The 20,128-nt window shown below is 50.1% G+C and carries 25 protein-coding genes; 13 read left to right on the top strand and 12 right to left on the bottom strand.

Annotation, left to right across the window (positions count from 1 at the left end):
* Window positions 1-68: 68 nt before the first annotated feature.
* The 3 genes from aepY to O0S10_RS06165 are packed head-to-tail and all read left to right on the top strand — an operon-like array spanning window position 69 to window position 4,464.
* Window positions 69-1,301: a phosphonopyruvate decarboxylase gene (gene aepY / locus O0S10_RS06175; protein ID WP_268925017.1), complete on the top strand. Its 1,233-nt coding sequence runs from the start codon at window positions 69-71 to the stop codon at window positions 1,299-1,301.
* Window positions 1,302-3,329, top strand: a complete 2,028-nt coding sequence (gene aepX, locus O0S10_RS06170; RefSeq protein WP_268925016.1) for a phosphoenolpyruvate mutase — start codon at window positions 1,302-1,304, stop codon at window positions 3,327-3,329.
* 7 nt (window positions 3,330-3,336) lie between these two features.
* Entirely contained in the window at window positions 3,337-4,464 is a 1,128-nt protein-coding gene (locus O0S10_RS06165) for a phosphonoacetaldehyde reductase (RefSeq protein ID WP_268925015.1), read from the top strand.
* 23 nt (window positions 4,465-4,487) lie between these two features.
* On the opposite strand, the gene O0S10_RS06160 is transcribed toward O0S10_RS06165, so the two are convergent.
* Window positions 4,488-4,667, bottom strand: coding sequence for a hypothetical protein (locus tag O0S10_RS06160; protein WP_268925014.1), 180 nt, complete (start codon window positions 4,665-4,667; stop codon window positions 4,488-4,490).
* Between the two features lie 73 nt (window positions 4,668-4,740).
* Window positions 4,741-5,253, bottom strand: coding sequence for a hypothetical protein (locus tag O0S10_RS06155; protein ID WP_268925013.1), 513 nt, complete (start codon window positions 5,251-5,253; stop codon window positions 4,741-4,743).
* A gap of 249 nt (window positions 5,254-5,502) precedes the next feature.
* Between O0S10_RS06155 and O0S10_RS06150 the strand changes: the two genes are divergently transcribed.
* The 5 genes from O0S10_RS06150 to O0S10_RS10575 are packed head-to-tail and all read left to right on the top strand — an operon-like array spanning window position 5,503 to window position 8,172.
* A complete protein-coding gene (locus O0S10_RS06150; protein ID WP_268925012.1) occupies window positions 5,503-5,907 on the top strand; it encodes a zinc ribbon domain-containing protein in 405 nt (134 codons plus the stop codon).
* Window positions 5,908-5,967: 60 nt separating this feature from the next.
* A complete protein-coding gene (locus O0S10_RS06145; protein ID WP_268925011.1) occupies window positions 5,968-7,440 on the top strand; it encodes a flippase in 1,473 nt (490 codons plus the stop codon).
* Between the two features lie 55 nt (window positions 7,441-7,495).
* Window positions 7,496-7,816, top strand: coding sequence for a nucleotidyltransferase family protein (locus O0S10_RS06140; protein ID WP_268925010.1), 321 nt, complete (start codon window positions 7,496-7,498; stop codon window positions 7,814-7,816).
* On the top strand, window positions 7,806-8,027 hold the full coding sequence (locus tag O0S10_RS06135) for a HepT-like ribonuclease domain-containing protein (protein WP_268925009.1): 222 nt from the start codon (window positions 7,806-7,808) through the stop codon (window positions 8,025-8,027). The genes O0S10_RS06140 and O0S10_RS06135 overlap by 11 nt, the downstream gene beginning before the upstream one ends.
* Window positions 7,936-8,172 (top strand): HepT-like ribonuclease domain-containing protein, encoded by a 237-nt coding sequence (locus O0S10_RS10575; RefSeq protein ID WP_425438308.1) that lies wholly within the window; start codon window positions 7,936-7,938, stop codon window positions 8,170-8,172. Before O0S10_RS06135 ends, O0S10_RS10575 begins: the two co-directional genes overlap by 92 nt.
* Window positions 8,173-8,175: 3 nt before the next feature.
* Here O0S10_RS10575 and O0S10_RS06130 read toward each other — a convergent pair whose 3' ends face one another.
* From O0S10_RS06130 to O0S10_RS06120, 3 genes are read right to left on the bottom strand one after another with little or no spacing between them, the layout of a single operon-like run.
* Window positions 8,176-9,147: an alpha/beta hydrolase gene (locus O0S10_RS06130; protein ID WP_268925008.1), complete on the bottom strand. Its 972-nt coding sequence runs from the start codon at window positions 9,145-9,147 to the stop codon at window positions 8,176-8,178.
* Window positions 9,125-9,352, bottom strand: a complete 228-nt coding sequence (locus O0S10_RS06125) for a DUF3006 domain-containing protein (protein WP_268925007.1) — start codon at window positions 9,350-9,352, stop codon at window positions 9,125-9,127. Before O0S10_RS06125 ends, O0S10_RS06130 begins: the two co-directional genes overlap by 23 nt.
* Window positions 9,352-10,371 (bottom strand): ComEC/Rec2 family competence protein, encoded by a 1,020-nt coding sequence (locus O0S10_RS06120; protein ID WP_268925006.1) that lies wholly within the window; start codon window positions 10,369-10,371, stop codon window positions 9,352-9,354. The genes O0S10_RS06125 and O0S10_RS06120 overlap by 1 nt, the downstream gene beginning before the upstream one ends.
* 70 nt (window positions 10,372-10,441) lie before the next feature.
* Here O0S10_RS06120 and O0S10_RS06115 point away from each other — a divergent pair, with 70 nt between their 5' ends.
* From O0S10_RS06115 to O0S10_RS06105, 3 genes are read left to right on the top strand one after another with little or no spacing between them, the layout of a single operon-like run.
* Window positions 10,442-11,200, top strand: coding sequence for a metal-dependent hydrolase (locus O0S10_RS06115; RefSeq protein WP_268925005.1), 759 nt, complete (start codon window positions 10,442-10,444; stop codon window positions 11,198-11,200).
* Window positions 11,201-11,233: 33 nt separating this feature from the next.
* Window positions 11,234-12,433, top strand: a complete 1,200-nt coding sequence (gene thrC / locus O0S10_RS06110; protein WP_268925004.1) for a threonine synthase — start codon at window positions 11,234-11,236, stop codon at window positions 12,431-12,433.
* Window positions 12,376-13,068 (top strand): DUF5803 family protein, encoded by a 693-nt coding sequence (locus O0S10_RS06105; protein ID WP_268925003.1) that lies wholly within the window; start codon window positions 12,376-12,378, stop codon window positions 13,066-13,068. Before thrC ends, O0S10_RS06105 begins: the two co-directional genes overlap by 58 nt.
* 19 nt (window positions 13,069-13,087) lie before the next feature.
* On the opposite strand, the gene O0S10_RS06100 is transcribed toward O0S10_RS06105, so the two are convergent.
* The 7 genes from O0S10_RS06100 to O0S10_RS06070 all read right to left on the bottom strand — a co-directional run bounded on the left by O0S10_RS06100 (window position 13,088) and on the right by O0S10_RS06070 (window position 18,514).
* Window positions 13,088-13,750, bottom strand: a complete 663-nt coding sequence (locus O0S10_RS06100; protein WP_268925002.1) for a YIP1 family protein — start codon at window positions 13,748-13,750, stop codon at window positions 13,088-13,090.
* A 133-nt stretch (window positions 13,751-13,883) separates the two neighbouring features.
* A complete protein-coding gene (locus O0S10_RS06095) occupies window positions 13,884-14,537 on the bottom strand; it encodes a YIP1 family protein (RefSeq protein ID WP_268925001.1) in 654 nt (217 codons plus the stop codon).
* Between the two features lie 50 nt (window positions 14,538-14,587).
* Complete coding sequence (locus O0S10_RS06090) at window positions 14,588-15,478, bottom strand: thiamine pyrophosphate-dependent enzyme (RefSeq protein WP_268925000.1); 891 nt, start codon at window positions 15,476-15,478, stop codon at window positions 14,588-14,590.
* Window positions 15,479-16,636, bottom strand: a complete 1,158-nt coding sequence (locus tag O0S10_RS06085; protein WP_268924999.1) for a transketolase C-terminal domain-containing protein — start codon at window positions 16,634-16,636, stop codon at window positions 15,479-15,481.
* Window positions 16,637-16,903 (bottom strand): 4Fe-4S binding protein, encoded by a 267-nt coding sequence (locus O0S10_RS06080; protein WP_268924998.1) that lies wholly within the window; start codon window positions 16,901-16,903, stop codon window positions 16,637-16,639.
* On the bottom strand, window positions 16,903-17,448 hold the full coding sequence (locus O0S10_RS06075) for a pyruvate ferredoxin oxidoreductase subunit gamma (RefSeq protein ID WP_268924997.1): 546 nt from the start codon (window positions 17,446-17,448) through the stop codon (window positions 16,903-16,905). Before O0S10_RS06075 ends, O0S10_RS06080 begins: the two co-directional genes overlap by 1 nt.
* Window positions 17,449-17,626: 178 nt before the next feature.
* A complete protein-coding gene (locus tag O0S10_RS06070) occupies window positions 17,627-18,514 on the bottom strand; it encodes a methanogenesis marker 12 protein (protein WP_268924996.1) in 888 nt (295 codons plus the stop codon).
* A 95-nt stretch (window positions 18,515-18,609) separates the two neighbouring features.
* On the opposite strand from O0S10_RS06070, the gene O0S10_RS06065 reads away from it, so the two are divergent.
* Window positions 18,610-19,380 (top strand): DnaJ C-terminal domain-containing protein, encoded by a 771-nt coding sequence (locus O0S10_RS06065; protein ID WP_268924995.1) that lies wholly within the window; start codon window positions 18,610-18,612, stop codon window positions 19,378-19,380.
* Between the two features lie 6 nt (window positions 19,381-19,386).
* The gene (locus O0S10_RS06060) at window positions 19,387-20,103 is read left to right on the top strand and encodes a hypothetical protein (protein WP_268924994.1); all 717 of its coding nucleotides are present in this window, start codon (window positions 19,387-19,389) and stop codon (window positions 20,101-20,103) included.
* Window positions 20,104-20,128 lie beyond the last annotated feature (25 nt).

The following is a 20,128-nucleotide window of genomic DNA, read 5'->3' as shown; positions in this document are numbered from 1 at the left end:
ATTTTTGGAACAAAATCTTATTTTATTTATAAATAATCTAAAATAATGTATCATATTATTGTTTGATTTTGACGTCATTATACTTATTCTTAGTGTCCCATTCCATCCAAATCTGCATCTTCATTTATGCGAAGGAATATAACAATATCCGTATAATAAAATCTCAAATGAAAATACAGCCATTTATTCAATGTCTTCACGATACCCTTCAAATATCTTATTTCACCGGTATCCCGGATTCCCAGCTCTCATCTCTTTGCAATTATCTGATAAACACCTTTGGTATCTCTCCAACCCATATCATCCCTGCAAACGAAGGAAATGCCGTAGCTCTCGCAGCCGGATACCATCTTGCTACAGGAAAAATACCCTGTGTCTACCTGCAGAACAGCGGAGAAGGAAATATCATCAACCCGGTAACCTCGCTCCTTCATCCGGAGGTCTATGGTATCCCCTGTCTATTTATCATTGGATGGAGAGGTGAACCTGATGTGCATGACGAACCGCAGCATAGTTTTCAGGGAAAAATTACTCTGGAGATTCTTGATATCCTGCAAATACCTTATCTGGTAATCGACAAAGACACAAATTTGGAAGCATTACAGCAGAGTGCCGAAAAATTCTCAGAAATACTCTCATATGGGAATAGTGTTGCTTTTGTCATTAAAAAAGGTGCTCTCACCTATGATCAACCCGGAATGTATCAAAATTCCAACTCCCTCCTGAGGGAAGACATCATCAAAGAGATCACAAATGTCTCCGGAGACGATATTATCATCTCAACAACCGGAAAAACCTCCCGAGAATTATTTGAAACTCGGGAAATTGCCCAAACATCACACAAATCTGACTTTCTGACAGTAGGATCTATGGGTCACAGTTCCTCTATTGCCTTGGGAATTGCTTTGAACAAACCGGCAACCCGGGTATGGTGTATTGACGGGGACGGGGCTGTTCTCATGCACATGGGATCAATGGCAATTATCGGTTTTCAAAACCCGAAAAATCTGATCCACGTCGTGGTAAATAATGCAGCTCATGAGTCAGTCGGGGGGATGCCAACCGTTTCAGCCAGTATTGATCTTCCTGCAATTGCCAAAGGGTGCGGTTACAGAAACGTGTACTCAGTAGATACCCGTGAAGAACTGATCCATATTCTTGCAGCCGTCAAAAACACCTGGGAACTGACATTCATCGAAATAAAAGCAAAAATTGGCTCTCGTCCGGATCTGGGACGTCCAACGCTATCACCGTACCAAAATAAAAAAAACTTCATGCAGTATCTTGCGGGGCTGAGATAAATGAAAGCAGTTATACTCAATTCTGGAATGGGCAGACGAATGGGGGCCCTTACCAAAGATCATCCCAAGTGTATGACTGAATTGTCTCCCCGGGAAACAATACTAAGCCGACAACTAAATCAATTAGTAAATGCTGGAATTTCGGACGTTGTTATCACAACGGGACTGTTTGACACCGTTTTAATGGAGTATTGTCACTCCCTGAGCCTGCCCGTTACGATCACCTTCATAAAAAATCCTGTTTATGATCAAACAAACTACATTTACTCCCTCTACTCCGCAAAAGATCACCTCCATGACGACATTATTCTGATGCACGGGGATCTGGTATTCGAAAACATAGTGTTGGATGATCTGCTTGAGTTCCCTGGAAGTTGTATGATAGTGAGCTCCACTGCCGAACTTCCGGAGAAAGATTTCAAGGCTGTCGTAAAAGACAACCAGATACGAAAGATCGGCATCGAGTTTTTCGATCACGCACTTGCTGCACAACCTTTTTACAAACTGCAAAAATCCGAATGGAAACTCTGGCTCACAAAAATCTCGGAATACTGTGAGGCAGGTAATACCGGATGTTATGCAGAGAATGCATTCAACGAAATCTCAGATAAATGTGTTCTTTATCCGCTTGATATCAAAAATCTCCTCTGCAGTGAAATTGATACCAGTGACGATCTTGCGGTTGTCAGTAATCGTGTTGCCGATCTTGCAAAAAAGTCCGTGTACATGTGTTTCAGTACCGATGTAATCCACGGAGGCCATATCAATATCATCAATAAAGCAGCAAAATTGGGGAGCTTGACCGTTGGTATTCTTACTGATGAGGTCATTGCCAGTTTCAAACGCTTTCCCATCCTTTCATTCGAGGATAGAAAAAAAATCATTCAAAACATCAAAGGTGTTGTTGAAGTAATCCCGCAGAACACCCTGAGTTATGCAGAAAACCTCAGAAATCTACACCCGGATTACGTCGTTCATGGTGATGAATGGAAAACGGGATTTCAAAGACCCATTCGGGATGAAGTTATTGTAGTTCTTCAGGAATATGGTGGGGAATTAATTGAATATCCCTATTCCAAAGACAGGTCCTATGCCCTTCTTGAAAATCGGGTACGTGATCAGCTTGCTGTTCCTGAGGCGCGACGTGGAAGACTGAGAAAACTTCTTGGTATGAAAAAAACGGTAACGGTCATTGAAGCACACAGTGGGATAACTGGTTTGATCGCAGAAAATACCACCGTACTTCAGGATGGAAAAGCATACCAGTTTGATGGAATGTGGGTATCCAGCCTGTGTGACTCAACCGCAAAAGGAAAACCGGATATTGAACTTGTTGATATCTCCTCACGTATGAGGACCATTGACGATATCATGGAGGTAACCACAAAGCCGATTATTCTGGATGGAGATACCGGTGGATTGATTGAACACTTTACGTACAATATCCGTACAATGGAGCGTGTAGGTGTTTCTGCAGTTATTATTGAGGACAAAACCGGGTTAAAAAAGAACTCCCTGTTTGGAACTGATGTAGATCAAACTCAGGATACCATTGAGAATTTTTCTGCAAAAATAGCTGCTGGAAAACGTGCTCTCAAAACAAAAGAGTTCATGCTGATCGCCAGAATTGAAAGTCTGATCTTGGAAAAAGGAATGACTGATGCCCTTACGCGTGCATTTGCCTATGTTGCTGCTGGTGCAGACGGAATCATGATCCATTCCCGAAAAAAAGATCCTACGGAAATTTTCACCTTCTGTGACCTGTTTCGGGAAAAAGATGCAACAACACCATTAGTGGTTGTCCCCACGTCTTTCAACACCGTAACCGAAGAAGAATTCTCGATGCACGGAGTAAATATTGTGATTTATGCCAATCAGTTAACCCGGAGTGGTATTCCGGTCATGGAAAATGTCGCAAAAACAATTCTCACTCACCATCGCGCAAAAGAAGCTGATGATATGTGTATGCCTATTTCCGAAATACTTACCTTGATCCCATCAAGTGTATTTGAGGAAGAGATACGATGAGGGGAATATGAACTCATTTTGTACTACTGAAATTCTATTTTCAGATACATCAACTGCAGAAGATGTTCTTCTTTCCCGGACTGGGAAGAATGTCGTCCTGCTTCTGAGTGAGAGTGCCGACATACGATGGGGTCTGAAAAATTTCCGAAATTCACTGGAAAAACAGTCAAATATCTATGTATGGGTGAAATCTGTACCCGCCAACCCAACACAAAATGACATTTTGCAGGTACTTAGAATAATTGGGGGGCAGTATATAGATACCATGATCGCTATTGGTGGAGGTAGTGCTATTGATCTTGCCAAGGCTCTTAGTGTTTTCTCAAACCCAGAAAAGAATAATATCTACACGCTTGATGAGATTTCTGCATGCATTCGGAATAAATCCTATGTTACTGATTCCTGTATTGATATTATTGCTGTTCCAACAACGGCTGGTACTGGTTCGGAACTTACGCAATGGGCCACCATCTGGGATGCAAATAAACTGGGAAAATATTCCATTGATGTCCCGGAATTAAAACCGCGACTCGCTCTAATTATTCCGGAATTTACTCTAAGTCTCTCCCCCATCATAACCCTTTCCACAGGTCTGGATGCATTAAGTCATGCTGTTGAAGCATATTGGTCTAAGCATACGACACCTCTTGTTCAGGAAATTTCCTGTCGATCAATAGAGATTATTCTGGAAAATCTCAAAAAAACAGTCCAATTTCCATCCAATCTCCTTTACCGTGAGAAAATGTGCAGGGCTTCTGTTCTTGCTGGATTGGCATTTTCCCAAACCCGAACCACTGCTTGCCATGCAATTTCCTATCCTCTAACGCAACTGTATGATGTTCCGCATGGAATCGCTGCTGCCCTTACACTGAATGGGGTAAGCATTGTCAACAAGGGACATTTTCCCAATGATGATGAGTTATTCTGCCTTTTTGAACAATACGGAGGTCTTGAAACGTGGCTGAAGAACACATGTGATCCATACGTAACGTTATCATTGAAATTCTATGGAATTCGGAAAGATGATTTAGACGAAATTGTTGCCGCATCCTTTGGCAGTGGAAGGATGGATAATAATCCTGTTGTGTTGGGTAAGGATGATGTTTATGAGGTACTGCTCTCTTTGTTAAATTAACTATTCTTTGTATTTCATTTCGTCTATTCGAGGATTTTTATTTCTCCAGTGTCTTCTACCTGCTCCTCATGATTACTCCCAATATTTCCTGGACGATAGTCTCTGGATACTGCAGTTGCTTCAACCGAAGCGTCACCAACTACATTAACGTAAACCTTCCCTATGTCTGGTACGTCGCAGAGAAACTTGTTCTCGTTCTCCATATAGATGTCCAAAAAAATTATCCGCAATCGGGGAGTACATTAATTCGTTTTTCCGGCAGAAAAAAACTCCTCCTCACTCCTCCGGCACCACCCACCCGTTCCGCACAATCACCCGCACTCCCTCCCGGACAGCATTCTCCGGATAATGCAGCCTCCGCAGCAGAAGCATCACCAGCTTCTCCTCATACACACACTCCCCGCCTGCCGCAATATCCATCTCAACACGTCTTCGTCCCGACTCCGGAAACGAACACATCTCAGCGTGTATTGCCGTAAGCATCTCCCTTCGTTCCTTTTCCGCCTCTGACTGCTCCTGTCTCTCCTCCTCCAGTCGTCTGAGCTCCCCGGCAAGTGCTGCCTCGCGTCCTGCGTAAATCTCCGCGTAACAGTGTTCCAGCAGTTCCTGCTCCCCATGCAGCCGCACCAGAACCTCCGACGGCACATGCAGAAACGCAGACAGTGCCGTCTCCAGAAGATCCTCCACATTCCCTCCCCGCTGCCGCACCGCATCGTACAGCAGCGGATTCACCCGGATTGATGTCGTCCGGCTCCTCCCGTCCTTCACATATTGATTCTGTCTTGGCATGCGTACATCTCCATCTTTTTTTTGAAAAGATACTCCTCTTCTTATCTTACTGTACTGTACTCATAAGTACAGTACATAGTAGGTAGTAGTAGTAGAGGATATTTTTCCAAAACGATCTCTGGTGATATCTCTTGCACACACCTACATCAAACTATCCCTCCTCAGAACCACTCATCTCATTTTTATAAATAATATCTTGTATATCTTTGATGGAAAGATATATCTAATGTGGTGAAAATATATCTCTCCATGGATACCGAAACCGCAGAAAAAAATGACGACCAGATCCTTCTCCGTCTTCCGAAAACCCTCAAAACCCAGATTGAAACCGCCGCAAAACTCGAAGGCATGACCACACAGGAATGGATCCGCAAAGCAGTATCCTACCGGATCAGCCTCCTCAACGTCTGTCCTGCCTGCGGTACCATCAACATCTCCACCGCAAAATACTGCAACGAATGCGGTGCAAGCCTCAAAGAAAGCAAGCGCACCCTCTACATGGAATGGATGGCCCAGAACCTCGAAGAAGAGTTCGGCGAAAAAGGCAGTCAGCTCTTCGCCGACTGGATGCAGCTTGTCGACGATCCCGGAGCACAGATCAAATCCATCGACAAAAATGGGAAATGGGTCGTCATCACACAGGAAAAACCATAATCTGTGATCTCCCCCGTCTCCTTCTTAACTCCCTAACACCAACACTAATCCGCAACAAAGATGCCCTCACACATCGTCAACCGCATCTCAGGCATACCACCCATTCAGCGCCAGAGCATGATCCAGCTCGGCGTAACCATCGCCGTCACCCTTTTCGGTTTCGCCTCCACCATGCTCTTCTCCCACATCCTCGGCAAAGACCTGATGGGCGTCTACTACCTCTTCCTCGCCTACTACGGCGTCTTCAACATGATCGGCGATGCCGGATTCGGCGGGGCAGCCGTCAAGCGTATCTCCGAGGGAAACGATCAGAACGAGTACCTCACCGCGTACGCAACACTACGGTTCCTCTTAATCATCGTCTCCACGTTGATTCTTCTTGCGGTCAGCCCGTACTTCGTTGATCTCAAAGAGTACGAACTCGTCCCCTGGATCATCGCAGCCCTCGCCGCTGCATTCTTTGGCGGCACCATCACCATGGGAGTATACGGTCTCGGCCATGTCGGCATCAGAAACCTCGCGACCGGTGTCAACGAATTTGTCCGCATCCTCATTCAGATCATAGCCGTCCTCCTCGGCTACTCGGTGGCGGGACTATTCGGCGGCTTCATCATCGCAATCATCATCTCCGGCATCTTCTGCCTCAAATACTTCACCTTCCGGCCCGCACGGTTCACCACCCGCCACCTCAAAAGTCTCATCACCTACTCGCTCTGGATCTTCCTCATTGGCAGCGGCTCTCTTATCTTCTCCTATGCCGACACCATCTTCATCGGCTACTTCATGGAAAACGGGGATGTCGGTGTCTACCGCGTAGCGCTGCAGCTTACCACCGCGGGAACGTTCATCACCGCCGCAATTGCCGGAACACTCACCCCGAAGTTCAGCAACTGGAGCGCCAAAGGCGATCTTACCCAGATACCGGGCATCCTGACACGAAGCATCACCTACGGGCTTCTGCTCGCCGTCCCGACCGCCGCCGGCGGCATCCTGCTCTCTGAGCGTCTGCTCTACTTCTTCTACGGAGCAGACTTCGCTGTCGGAGGGACGGCCTGCGCCATTCTGCTTCTGCTGCAGATCGTTAACGTTTTCATGGTGTTTCTTGGAACAACCCTCAGCGCCATCGACCACGCCCGCCAGTCCTTCTATGCAAGCGGCTCGGCAGCCGTCCTCAACGTTGTCCTCAATGTTCTTCTGATTCCCGTCATCGGCATCGAAGGGGCAGCGGTTGCCTCGCTTGTCAGCATCACGCTCAATGCGGTCCTCCTCAGACACTACCTCAAACACTATATCGACGTCCGCTGCGATCTTCATGCCGCATCCCACATCGTCTTCAGTGCGGTACTTATGGCAGCGTTCATTTTCATCTATAAACAGCTTATTCCGCTGACAAACGTCTTCCTTGTCCTCATCCCCGTCGCCGTCGGGGCAGTCATCTACTTTGTTGTCCTCTTCAAACTTGACAAAGGAATTCACGACGAAATCGCGGGTCTTGCAAAACAGTTCGGGCTTCCCTGGCCGCGCTGGTTATGATCATCCAAACGTTCATCATCTTGAACATCCCTAATTTTGTGTAAGGAGATATCCCATGTCCGATATACAGTCAGGTAGCCGGCGAAATGAATATCTTGCACTCATTCGTTTGAAATATTCGTATTTACACGAAAAATTTGGTGTGGATAAAATCGGTGTCTTTGGATCTACCGTTCGTGGTGAGGATCAGGATGGCAGTGATGTTGATGTAGTATTCACCTTTTGTCCTGGGAAAGTTTCACTGGACAGATATCTGGAGCTTGCCGACTATCTGGAATCATTATTTGGACGAAAAGTTGATCTGATCCCTGATGATGGTCTCAGCCCCTATATCCGGCCGTTTGTCATGAATGAGGTGGTCTGGTGTGAAGCATGACATCTCTCTGCGCAGTGACACAATTTACTTTCAGCATATCTGTGATGAGGTGAATTTTCTTCTGACTGCCTCCAAAAACCTCACGTACGAAGTACTGCTTCAGGATCCTATTCTTCAGCGTGCAATTATCCGAAGTCTTGAAGTCATGGGGGAAGCATCCAGGAATCTTTCACCTGACGGGAAGTGTACGTATCCGGAAATTCCATGGTAAAAAAATAACAGATACCCGAAATCGTCTGATTCACGGATATTTTAATGTAAGTCTCCTGCTTGTCTGGGAAATGTTGCAGACTGATGTTCCCCGTCTTTCCAGACAGCTTACGTCCATATCAATAGATAGTGATCTTCGGGAATAACGTTCACTCTTTTTCAAGAAACATTTTGCACATCTCAACCACCCGCCAAAAGTCCCCATCCATCCCCTCAACTGTCACAAACAGATGCACGGCCCCGGCAAAGCACCGTTCCGTAACAGGCACACCCGCTTCACGAAGTCGGGCACAGAACACTTTCCCCTGATCCCGCAGAATATCACACTCCGCCGTGATACAGAGTGTTCGCGGCAGCCGGGAAAGATCCGCACGTGAAAGCGGTGACACAAACACCTCACTCCGCCGGGCATCCGGAACGTACGCCTCAGCAAATGCCTCCATCAGATCCGCGTCCAGTGCATAGCCGCGGGCAAATTCATTCCACGATTCTCCGTATTCTTCGGGCAACAGTGTTACCACCGGATAGAACAGCAGCAGTCCGTGAAGCTGCTGCTGGAGTCCCAGCACAACCGCAAGATTCCCTCCTGCACTGTCTCCTCCGGCATAGATCTGCGTCGCATCCCCTCCATAATGTCCTGCATTCTCCTGCATCCACAAAAATACTCTTTGGCAGTCTTCGACTGCCGCAGGATAGGGAAATTCCGGGGCAAGCCGGTACTCAGCCGCCGCCACAATCACATCTGCCGTGCGGGCAAGTTCCCCGCAGAACCGCGAACAGCTCTGTACACTGCCGATAACCCAGCCTCCTCCGTGAAAATAGAGAACGATCTTTTTGGACGATGCAGCGGATGCGGGAACATACAGCCGCACGGGAACACCTGCCGCATCTGCTTCCACCACAACCACACCTTCCGGAACGGGAGTATCTGTCGCCCGTCCGTTCCGGACGCGCTGCAGTTCTGCTGAGTTGCCAGAGGCCGCGTCCCGCACAATTTTTGCCCACCGGTCGCCGAGATCTTCCTCCCGTGTTCTGAGAAATGCCCGTGCCTCCTCGTTCAGTCGCGGATCATCCCATGCGTGAGCCGGCTGCATCCGGTTACCTTCGCAGAAGTTTTTCATGCAGCGCTGCCATCCGCTTTTGTGCGGCCTCCGTCAGTTCCGGTTCTGGATGGAAAGAAAGGGAGAGAATATCTCCCGCTGAAACATCCTTCGGCAGCAGCGAAAGCGGAACAACCGCAAGCGGCCGCTCCTCCTCCGGCATCCGGAGGAGAAGCGACGCCTTCCCGCTCTCCACAGAATCAACCGTTACCAGCAGCTTTTCCATTATGCCTCCGTTGCGGGCTGGTTCGGCACAATCACATTCTCATACACATGGGGTTTGCGTGTCACAACCGAATAGACCTCGCCGTCGTTTGTCACCACCACATCCCCGTCCATATCCGTCCGGTAGATGTGTTTCGTCAGTTTCACGAACTGCTCCATAGGCTCCTTGTGCGGGTGGCCGTACTCATTTCCCTCCCCGACACTGATCACAATCACCGCAGGACGTACCGCATTCAGGAACGTTTTCGTTGATGACGTGGAACTTCCATGGTGCCCCACCTTCAGAATATCTGCGTTCAGATCTTCTCCTGCGGCAAGCATTGCCTCTTCAGCCTTCTTCTCTGCGTCCCCGGTCAGAAGGTACGACACATTCCGGTAAGTCGCCTTCATCACCACAGAGTTTTCATTGATGTCCGGTTTCGATCCCGACAGAATCAGATCCTTCTGCGGCGAGAGAACGCTCAGCGTAACGTCGTTCCACGGAGAGGGAATGGTATCTCCTGCCGAGACGACACGGTAGGAAATATTTTCATCGAAAATGTACTGCATCAGTTTCTCGTAGGTTGCCGAAGTGTGAGTCACACCATTGTCATAGACGGTGCCGACCTCGTATCGTTTCAGCACATCAAGAGCATTGCCGATGTGATCATAATCCTGATGCGTCAGCAGCAGGAACTCAAGCCGTTTCACTCCGAGAGAATCAAGATAGGCAAACAGTTTCTCCCGCGCCTCGCGTTCTGAGGGGGACATCGTCTCGCCCGCATCGATTAATGCATATGTGTTGTCCTTGGAAAGCAGGATTGCATCCGCCTGCCCCACATCTATTGCATGCATCGCAAACGCATGTTCATCCGTGATCAGCGGTGCAAGTTCCGGGACGGATCCCGGAACGCCGCCGCCGAAGATCAGAACACATGCGGCAGCAACGATCACCACAAGGATTCCCACAATCTGTTTCTGCATCTTCTGTGACTTTTTCCGGCGCCGTCCGCCGGAACGTCCTGACTTTTTCGCAGTCATGTTAGTATGGTATTTCTCTTTTGGAACAGATAACCGTTGATTATTTTTCCGACCACGTCAATACGTATTCGTGAAAGGCTCAACCCATATACTGCTCAGCCTCCTGACCGGTCTTGTCATCCTCGCCCCGGTCGCAGGCCTCATCCACTGGTCATGGTCAATTGTGATTCTGCTCGGCATCTTCTTTGGCTCGATTGCACCGGATGTGGACAAAGGCCGCGGTTCTGCAATCTTCCACTCGGCCATTCCCGGCGCAAAAGGCCGGAAGTTTTTCCTGACGCCGGTAATTGGCTACTTCCTCTACCTCTTCTGCTACAAACCGCTCTCGATCATCTTTGTCGGCATCTTCGGTCAGAAAATTCTCCCGAAACAGGGACACCGCGAACTGCCGCACTCGCCGATCGGCATCGTCTGTATGTCGGCACTGCTGACCCTCTGGCTGTGGCTCTTCTGCTACGCGCTTTCGTTTATTCCGCATCTGGAATTTCTGCGGGACAATATTCTCATCTGGATCTTCGGTGCCGCGTTTCTGCTCGGGTGCTTCCTCCATCTTCTGGAGGACACCTGCGACAACTCCGGCATCCACTATCTCTATCCGTTCCGGTTCCGCAGAGTCCGCGGAACTGTCGTCGGGGATGGATCCGATCTCAGACCAAAGATGTTTGCGGTTGCCCTCGCGGTTGTTGCCGTTGTGGTGTTTCTCGGATTTTTCACAGGAAAAATTCCTGCCGGGTATGCGAAGTGGGCGGCATTCCTTGTGCCCGCGGCTCTCTGGATTGTGTTTCTGAAAATCTCCGGAGTACCTGCGAAAAAAGTCGTATGGGAATAACATTCTAAGGTTTCAACACCAAATACATAAACCATGTATCGTCTCGTCTGTGTCCACTGCGGTGCGGAGTATCCTCCGGACGCAATTGTATACAACTGTGAGAAATGCGGCCATCTCCTGGCCGTTAAATATGATCTCGATGAGATCACCGTCAGCCACGAAGAACTCCAGAAACGCCCGATCTCCGTCTGGAGATACAAGGAGTTCCTGCCGGTCAGAATTGAACCTGTTACCCTGCAGGAGGGCGGAACCCCTCTCTATCATCTGAAAAAGATCGGTGAGGAGCTCGGTTTGCCGAATCTGTATGCAAAGCACGAGGGTATGAACCCGTCCGGTTCCTTTAAGGATCGCGGCATGACGCTCGGTGTTTCGATGGCAAAGCAGCTCGGCAAGAATATTGTTGCCTGTGCCTCCACCGGTAATACCTCAGCTTCGATGGCAGTGTATGCAGCAAAGGCAGGAATGCCGGCGGTTGTCCTGCTTCCCGCCGGTCACGTTGCGCTTGGCAAAGTTGCGCAGGCACTCATGCATGGTGCAAAGGTCATCTCGATTCGCGGAAACTTCGACCGTGCTCTTGAGATGGTGCATGAACTTTGTGTCAGTCACGGAATTTATCTCTTAAACTCCATCAACCCGTACCGGCTTGAAGGTCAGAAAACCATCGGTTTTGAAGCGGTTGATCAGCTCGGCTGCGTTCCGGACAGAATTGTTCTGCCGGTCGGGAATGCCGGTAACATCTCTGCGGTGTACAAAGGTCTGTGTGAGTGGCGCGATGTCGGCTACATTGACACGCTGCCGATGATGACGGCAATTCAGGCAGAGGGTGCAATGCCTGTTGTCAACGCAATCAAGGGCAACCTGCCGGAAGTTGTGGTTGAGCAGAACCCGGAGACGGTTGCATCCGCCATCCGTATCGGTGCACCGGTCAATGCGGAGAAGGCGCTTCGCGCAATCCGCGAAACAAAGGGATGCGCAGAGTTTGTGACAGACGAGGAAATTCTTGCTATGCAGCGCGATCTTGCCCGTTATGAGGGTATCGGCGTTGAGCCGGCGTCCGCCGCATCGGTTGCCGGCATCCGCAAGCTTGCTGAGCAGGGCATGCTGGATCCAAAGGAGAAGATTGTCTGTGTGGTTACCGGCCACCTCTTGAAGGATCCGGAGACGGTGATTAAGCAATGCGCTCCGCCAATCGAGATCGACCCGACCATCGAGGCACTGCTCTCCGTGCTGTAACTGCAGTACTGCTGATAGGCATACTGCTGATCGTCCCTGCATCCGCGAACACGGCGACGTATTATATTGCGGAGAACGGGACATCCTTTTCGGCAGAGATCACTCTGGTAAACCAGAGCGGCTATCTGCTGATCTCCCCCGGAGTTATCGGTGAGGGTGCGGAATTAAAGGTGACCAACCTTACGCTTACGGCGGAGAACGGAACAGTCGTAAACACAACAAAAAAGAGTTCCACGCAGATCGCGTTTCCGGAAGGAAACTATACACTTGTATACGACGCTCCGCTTGACGGCTATCTGATGTATGCGCAGTATCTCTCACCGTTCAATACCACGGTGTTTCTTCCGGCAGGCTTTCACACAAACAATGTACTTCTTGGTCCTGTCAGTAACGGGGGTGTGACGTACAATCTTAAAAAGGACAGAGTACAGCTGCACAATCTGGGAATTATCGCGGATGGAACACAGTATGAAACGGTTGTTGTCTGGACGGACAGGCAAGAGATTCAGATGCGGTTTTATCCTGCAAGTTATGAAAAGTACTTCGTGATCTGTATGGGTCTGTGGTTCATTCTTTTCTGTGCGGTAGGATACCGGTACTGGCGGCTAAAACGGAAAGCAAATCAGTATTTCTAATTTTTTTTGAAAAATAGAATTATCTTGGACCGCCTCCGCCTCCCATGCCCGGTCCGCCTCCGGAAACGCTCATGGAAACTGACATGCCGCCTCCCGGTCCCGTACTGCTTCCCGGTTCGGTTGCAGCAGATACTCCTCCTATTCCTCCGTTGGTGCCGGAAATTCCGGATACGAGCGATGATCCGGTTGCAAAGGTACTCCATAGTTCAACTGCGAGGATCAGCAGAATCGGAACGATCAGTATATGCAGTACAGCTTTTGATGAAAGATCGGTTACTGCACCAACTGCATAGACCCAGATGGGGATACACCAGAGAAGGACAGCAGTACTCATCAATGCGGTGAGAATTGTGGAAAATCCGCCGACTGTTGTGCTGATTATGCCGGTAATGAGGGTTCCAATCAGTAGCGGGACCGAAGCATATCCGGTGGCTGCAAGAATTGGGAGGTAAGTACATGCGGCATGACCGATCCCTCTGACGGACAGGTAAAATACTGCGGCGATCACGATCCAGGCAATCAGAATAATCACGGCAGAGCTGACGGAAGTGAACGCTGCAGCAACACAGGCATAGAGAAGGGTCAGGAATGCCGGCAAGAGAAGCCGTCCGCTGAAGGACTCTTTTTGGAAGAACTTCTCTTGTTCGAACAACAGTGTTTTTGTTGCATTAGTAATCTTCATATTACTAATTGTAATGTTTATTTTACACTGCGTATTAATGTAGCGACCGGTATCCGGGACAGTCGAAAAAAAGATGGGTTATCGCGGCGGCTGCACTGACATCTGCATACCGCCTGTTGTTGTAAGAACCGTGTCATCCTTGAGTATGCAAACGGTGAGGCCGCATTGAGATGTGCATGCCGCCTGTTTCTGCGAGGGTTTTCAGTGATTCGATGGTTGTGTAGGTTTCGTATGCAGTATAGGCAGCCATGATGATGATCGGAATCAGCAGTGCCGTGAAAACTGCGCGTACCGGAACGTTGCCGGCAGCTGCAAACCCGTAGATCCAGATCGGCATGCACCAGAACAGCACCACGAGATTCAGCAGATAGCCCGTCCATCCGTCAAATATTCCGGGAGATACCATGCCCGCAAGAAGCATGAGAACCGCTCCTATAAGAATCGGGAGTGAGGCGTAGCCGGTAACGGAAAGGAAGGGTTTGAATCCGGCAGTGGTATGCGTGATGAACTTGACGAACACAAAGAAGAATGCAGCGACGATGACCCATATGAGAAAGGCCATGATGAATCCGGTTACTGCACCAATCGCGCCAAGCACTCCGGCAGCGTCCGGCATGCCGATCAGCTCCGCGGAAGCTACGGATGCCTGATACCCGGCAACTGCGGCGAAGACTCCGTACACCGCGGTATAGAGAGCCGGCAGTTTGAAGGACTGCGTGCGGGATCCATCTGCAAAGAACTCCTTTGGATGGAAAAGCAGGGAAAGTATGTCTGCTGCAAAGGTCATTGCAGTCTATATTGGTTGTCTTCGGATATGAGCGCTTGGAAAAAAAGAATTTATGCAATGTCAATGCCGTACTTTGCGGCGTTGGCATCGGCGATTGCCTGAATCTTTGCAATCTCTGCATCGTTTCGGGCCGGCTTAAAGAGGTGGCGGAACCGTTTCTGGGCTTTGAGATACTCATCGACCGGTACACGCTTGACCTTCTTGACGGATGTCAACTGGCCGTCAACCATTTCGTAGCACGGCCACAGACCACACTCAACCGCCATTCTTCCGATCTCCATCGTCTTCGCGCCGTCGAATCCCCATCCGGTACAGCATGGCGCATGCACCTGAATGTAACAGGGACCGGGGGTGTTCATGGCCTTCTCAACCTTCTTCATCAGGTCCATCGGGTATGCCATCGTGGCTGTTGCTACATAGGGGGAACCGTGGGCAACGAGAATCTGCGGAAGATCCTTTTTGGGCCGGTTGTTCCCGGTTGAGCATGCGCCGGACGGTGAAGTGGTGGTGTCCGCATCATACGGGGTTGCACCGGAACGCTGGATACCGGTATTCATGTAGGCTTCATTGTCGTAACAGACATAGGTGAAGTCATGGCCGCGCTCAAATGCTCCGGAGATACAGAGCATACCGATGTCCACGGTTGCACCGTCTCCGCCAATGACGAGAATCTTTTCTTCCCCAAGCCGTCCCTGTTTTTTCAGGGATGCCTCAATACCGGATGCAACCGCGGATGCGTTCTCAAACAGTGAGTGAATCCAGGGCGTCTTCCATGCAGTTTCCGGGTAAGGTGTGGAAAACACTTCAAGGCATCCTGTCGGACTCACGACGATGGTGTTTTCTCCTGCTCCCTTCAGGATCATCCGGACCGCAGACGATGCTCCGCAGCCGCCGCAGGCGCGGTGACCGCAGTCGAAGTTTTCAATTGTACGATCTACCATTTATAACAACTCCTCGCGCAGTCCGTAGAACATATCGCCGGACCCTTTCTCGGCAAGTTCTACAATCTTTTTGATGTCCTTCTTGCGCACATCGCGTCCGCCAAGACCGAGGATGTAGTCATAGACCGGAATGCCGGAGCCGTAACAGGCTTCCTTGACCTCAATGGCGACTGCACCTTTTGCACCAAGGCTGACGTTCTTGTCCAGCACTGCGATGGTGTTGACGTGGGCAAGTGCCTTTGCAATGTCTGCTGCCGGGAACGGACGGAAGCAGCGGATCTTTAAGAGACCGACCTTCTTGCCTTCCGCACGCATCTCGTCGATTGCATCTTTAGTGGTACCGCAGATGGAACCCATGGCAACGATCGCAACATCTGCATCCTCGAGTTTGTATCCCTCAACGAGTTCGGAATAGTCGCGACCGAACTTCTCGCCAAAGGCTTTGCCGTACCTGCGCATCGCGTCTGCTGCACGGTGGACGGCCTGATCATGTTCGTACCGGAACTCAAGATAGTACTCAGGCGTTGCATACATACCGAATGAGATCGGATCTTTGACATCAAGTCTCTGATACGGGGTGAAGGGGCCGAGGAACTCGTCCACCTCTTCCTGTGAGGGGATATCAACCGGCTCGAATACGTGTGAGAGGATGAATCCGTCAAAGCAGACGAATGCCGGAAGCAGGATGTTGTGATCCTCGCAGATTTTATAGGCGAGAACGTGCAGATCAACTGCCTCCTGATTGTCCTCCGCATAGAACTGCAGCCAGCCGGAGTCCCGCATCATGATGGAGTCCTGCTGATCGTTCCAGATGGAGAGCGGAGCGGAAATTGCACGGTTGGCAATACCCATCACAATCGGGAGCCGCATTCCTGCGGAGTTGAAGACAACTTCGCCCATCAGTGCAAGACCCTGGGATGTTGTTGCGGAGTACACCCGGCTGCCTGCGGCGGATGCACCGATACAGGCGGACAGTGCGGAAAATTCGGATTCCACACAGATATACTCGGCGTCAAGCCGTCCGTCGGCAACAATGGACGCCAGTCCTTCCACAATATGGGTCTGCGGCGTGATCGGGTATGCGGAGATGACCTGCGGGCGGCAGAGCCGGACGGTCTCTGCAACGGCAATGGATCCTTCCATAATCTGAAGAGTCATTTATTTTTCCTCCTTGTGCATAGTGATTGCCTTTGCTTTGTCGGGGCACTCTTCAGCACACATGCCGCATCCTTTGCAGAAATCGAGATCGATCTCGTAGGTTTTGTCCGGCATCTGACTGATGCAGCCTTCCGGGCAGATCAGCTGACATGTTCCGCATTTGGTACATTTTTCTTTGTCAAGAACCGGGTAGAAGACCCGCCAGGATCCGGTTTTGTTGTTTCTGGACTGGCCGGGTCGTGCGGTACATCCTATTCCAAGCGGCATTATACTGCTCCCTCCAAAACCATATTGTATGCCCGTTTTGCTGCGGCGAAGTTTGTCTCCGCAAGTTTTCCGGGGAACCGTTCTGCGATTGCATCTTTGAGTGCGTCAAGGGTAATCTCACCGCTTGCTGCGGCAAATGCTCCCATCAGCGTGGTATTGGTGATCGGAAGCCCGATCTCTTCAAGGGCAATCTGTGTAGCATCAAGAATAATCAGTCTGACACCTGCGGGAAGGGTGTAGTCTCCCTTCTTTTCGGTATTGATGATTGCAATTCCGCCTTCCGACATGCCTGCGAATACGTTGACGTCGCGAATGAGGGTGCTGTCCTGTACAATAATATAATCCGGCTCGTAGACCTGGCTTCTCAGCCGAATCTTCTCGTTGCTGAACCGCACGAATGCCTGAACGGGTGCACCGCGGCGTTCGACACCGAACGCCGGAAACGCCTGGGCGTGCACACCGCCGGCAAAGGCTGCGGTTGCAATAAGTTCCGCAGCCGTGACGGAACCCTGTCCGCCTCTTCCATGGATGCGTAGTTCTTTCACGTGAATAACCAGTATAATTTATCACGATTAATCAATATGAATTTAGTGTTTCCCCCGATACCGCCAATTCGAAGTTATTTTCTAAAAATGGGTTTGAATATTCTGTTTTTTAGGATTGGTTGTTCTATTCGGCTTATCTTTCTTGTGGTCGAAAATGAATTCGACGATTTGCGAAATGTTATCTTCTGAGTGCCGGAGAAACAGGGATACCGAGAATCTGTTTTGCTCCGGAAAAGACGTCGCGGGCGATTCGTGCAAGGCCGTCGGACGCCGCCCACTCATCATAAACGATGACCGGCTTTTGCAGGAGCGCGGAGATCTCCTCGGCAAGATCGGGTGCGAGACTTCCGGCAAGAGCAACTGATGCATCAGGTGCGAGAAGTGCAAGTGAGGCACACTCCATTGCGGCCCACATGGCAACGGTCGGCATCTGATATTTTTCTTCCAGATGATACATCACGCCCGCGGTGGTGAAGGCTTCGTTTGCGGTACATGCCCCCGCGTCCACTTTGCGGATCGCATCGACATCAAGGGCTCCGTGTCTCGTGCCGGGCGCAAAAACACATGCATCAAATGCACCGACAACTTTTCCTTTGGCCACCAGAAGAGAGACCGTGTTTGAGCTGATATCAGAGACGATGAAGGTGTCGCCAAGTGTTTCTGCTGCGAGATAGGCAATGCCGAGTTTTTCCGGACTGGTCTGATGCGAGTAGATTTTAAATCGTGGATCGGTGTCTGAACTGCGATGAATTCCGGGAATTGCAACTGCGGGGATCCCCGAGTCCTTTACCGCATCAAAGACGCATGTCCCTCCGCCGATATGTTCTCCCGCACCATCGCGGGTGATGACGCCGCGGTTCTTCAGTCTGTCAACCGGCGTTATCTGCGTAAAGTTGTCGCCCATTGAGTAACAGAGTGCGATTCCGGAAATTTCATCCACAGGCCCGAGTTTATGCAGATCGTCAATGTTGAATTCCTTTGCTGCCTCACGGGACATCTTGAACCGTTTTCCGTTATCTGCGGCAAACCGGAGCGATGTTGTTCCGTGATCAATCCCAATGTACATGGGAATTATATTTGGAGGAAGTTATGATAATTGTTGGTCTCCCGTGTTTTCCCAGTAAGATTATGATTTCATCCCTCCAACATGATTACATCTTCATGGCCGAAACCATAACTCACTATACTATTCTGGGTGTCCCGCAGAATGCGAAGCCCGAGATGATCAAAAAGGCCTACGTCTCGTTAGTAAAACAGTATCATCCGGATCGTGCAGGAACCGACGAGGCAAAACAGGATGAGTACAATGAACGCCTGCTTGCAATCATGGCAAGTTATGAGATCCTTTCCAACCCGGAAAAACGTGCAGCCTACGATGCGGATCTGTCTGGTGATGAACCGGCCGCAGGAACCCCGCGCGGGAAAAAGATGTGCGGTATGCCGGTGAAGGGCGGAGATATTGAGACGGACTATCCAATTTCAATGGCCATTGCCGCCTACGGCAAAGGTAAAATCCCGATGAAGGTTGCAGGAGAACGTGTCGTGATCAAAGTGTATCCGGGTGTCCGCCGCTACCGCCTTGAGGGATACGGTGTTCCGGTTGAACCCGGCAAACCCCGGGGCGATCTGTACGTGAATCTGAAGGTTGTTCCGCAGGAGAACTGGGAGATCGATGATGCAACGAATGACCTGATTCATACACTGCAAATTACGCCAAAGCAGGCGGAACGCGGCGGCCCGGTGCCGGTACAGCTGCTGTTCAATAAAGTGATTAAGGTAACGGTTCCTGCAGGTGTCAAAACCGGCGATCGCTTCTCTCCTCCGGAAGGGAAAGGTCTTGGCGTGATGTCACCGAAGAAGCGCGGCAATCTGGTGATCGAGATCGAGATTGTGGAAAAGAAGGGTTTCCTTTCCGGTCTCTTTGGGAAGTGAGTTGCAGTGGCGGAAAAACAGAGTGGTAACCTGACTGCGGCTGACTTCTATCATGCTCTCTACCGCAGGTTTGATGCGGCTGCCGCAGACGGTGAGGCTGTTCTTGAGGTAAGTGCAGGCGAACTGCACAAAACCCTGAAGGCGGCAAACCGTCTGTCGTTGTGCTGCAACTGTCTTTACGACATGCAGAACATCGGTGACGTCATCCTGAACGTTCCATCCGGCGGTGTGGGTTCGACCCTTCTTATCAGTTACTCACTGCCCCGCGACAAAGGATTGATGCTGGAGAAAAGTATCTACTCCCCGGCTCAGGTGAACTCCGGTGCCGAGGCACGGACACGGCGCTTCGAGGAACTTGCCGGTGTCCACCCAATCTTTCGCGAACTTGCAGTAATTGCGCGGCAGAAAAAATCCGAGACGGCAACCCGCAGGCTCTGTGATATTACGGCGGAGGTCGCAGAGCTGATCTGCCGGACGCAGAAAATTCGCATTGACAACAAAAAGTTCGGCACGGTCTGCGGTGCGATCGGAAGAACTGGTGTCCTCTCCCCTGAAGGACTGTATGCGCTGGATCTCGTCCGTATCATTGGTAATACTCACGCACGAAAAATTCCGGATACCTATCTCATGACAACAAATGTGTTTGCCTATGCCGCCCATGCGTTTCTGATCTTTGCGGATGAGGTCACGGAGAAGCGGCTCATCTGGAAGAAAACCGAATAAAAAATAAAAAAAATCTTTTTTTATT

Origin of the sequence: Methanocorpusculum petauri, from assembly GCF_026891975.1 — an archaeon.
GTDB classification, from domain to species: Archaea; Halobacteriota; Methanomicrobia; order Methanomicrobiales; family Methanocorpusculaceae; genus Methanocorpusculum; species Methanocorpusculum petauri.
The sequence above is the reverse complement of the archived record's forward strand: the minus strand, read 5'-3'. Positions and strand labels throughout refer to the sequence as shown.

What these genes read in the sequence shown, in the direction of transcription:
- O0S10_RS06130 (WP_268925008.1), bottom strand. Translation starts at nt 9,147, where the DNA reads ATGAAAAACTTCTGCGAAGGTAACCGGATGCAGCCGGCTCACGCATGG.
- O0S10_RS06095 (WP_268925001.1), bottom strand. Translation starts at nt 14,537, where the DNA reads ATGACCTTTGCAGCAGACATACTTTCCCTGCTTTTCCATCCAAAGGAG.
- O0S10_RS06100 (WP_268925002.1), bottom strand. Translation starts at nt 13,750, where the DNA reads ATGAAGATTACTAATGCAACAAAAACACTGTTGTTCGAACAAGAGAAG.
- O0S10_RS06080 (WP_268924998.1), bottom strand. Translation starts at nt 16,903, where the DNA reads ATGCCGCTTGGAATAGGATGTACCGCACGACCCGGCCAGTCCAGAAAC.
- O0S10_RS06140 (WP_268925010.1), top strand. Translation starts at nt 7,496, where the DNA reads ATGTCCGATATACAGTCAGGTAGCCGGCGAAATGAATATCTTGCACTC.
- O0S10_RS06105 (WP_268925003.1), top strand. Translation starts at nt 12,376, where the DNA reads ATGCGCTCCGCCAATCGAGATCGACCCGACCATCGAGGCACTGCTCTC.
- O0S10_RS06165 (WP_268925015.1), top strand. Translation starts at nt 3,337, where the DNA reads ATGAACTCATTTTGTACTACTGAAATTCTATTTTCAGATACATCAACT.
- O0S10_RS06150 (WP_268925012.1), top strand. Translation starts at nt 5,503, where the DNA reads ATGGATACCGAAACCGCAGAAAAAAATGACGACCAGATCCTTCTCCGT.
- O0S10_RS06120 (WP_268925006.1), bottom strand. Translation starts at nt 10,371, where the DNA reads ATGACTGCGAAAAAGTCAGGACGTTCCGGCGGACGGCGCCGGAAAAAG.
- aepX (WP_268925016.1), top strand. Translation starts at nt 1,302, where the DNA reads ATGAAAGCAGTTATACTCAATTCTGGAATGGGCAGACGAATGGGGGCC.
- O0S10_RS06160 (WP_268925014.1), bottom strand. Translation starts at nt 4,667, where the DNA reads ATGGAGAACGAGAACAAGTTTCTCTGCGACGTACCAGACATAGGGAAG.
- O0S10_RS06090 (WP_268925000.1), bottom strand. Translation starts at nt 15,478, where the DNA reads ATGGTAGATCGTACAATTGAAAACTTCGACTGCGGTCACCGCGCCTGC.
- O0S10_RS06125 (WP_268925007.1), bottom strand. Translation starts at nt 9,352, where the DNA reads ATGGAAAAGCTGCTGGTAACGGTTGATTCTGTGGAGAGCGGGAAGGCG.
- O0S10_RS06145 (WP_268925011.1), top strand. Translation starts at nt 5,968, where the DNA reads ATGCCCTCACACATCGTCAACCGCATCTCAGGCATACCACCCATTCAG.
- O0S10_RS06155 (WP_268925013.1), bottom strand. Translation starts at nt 5,253, where the DNA reads ATGCCAAGACAGAATCAATATGTGAAGGACGGGAGGAGCCGGACGACA.
- O0S10_RS06070 (WP_268924996.1), bottom strand. Translation starts at nt 18,514, where the DNA reads ATGTACATTGGGATTGATCACGGAACAACATCGCTCCGGTTTGCCGCA.
- O0S10_RS06065 (WP_268924995.1), top strand. Translation starts at nt 18,610, where the DNA reads ATGGCCGAAACCATAACTCACTATACTATTCTGGGTGTCCCGCAGAAT.
- thrC (WP_268925004.1), top strand. Translation starts at nt 11,234, where the DNA reads ATGTATCGTCTCGTCTGTGTCCACTGCGGTGCGGAGTATCCTCCGGAC.
- O0S10_RS06085 (WP_268924999.1), bottom strand. Translation starts at nt 16,636, where the DNA reads ATGACTCTTCAGATTATGGAAGGATCCATTGCCGTTGCAGAGACCGTC.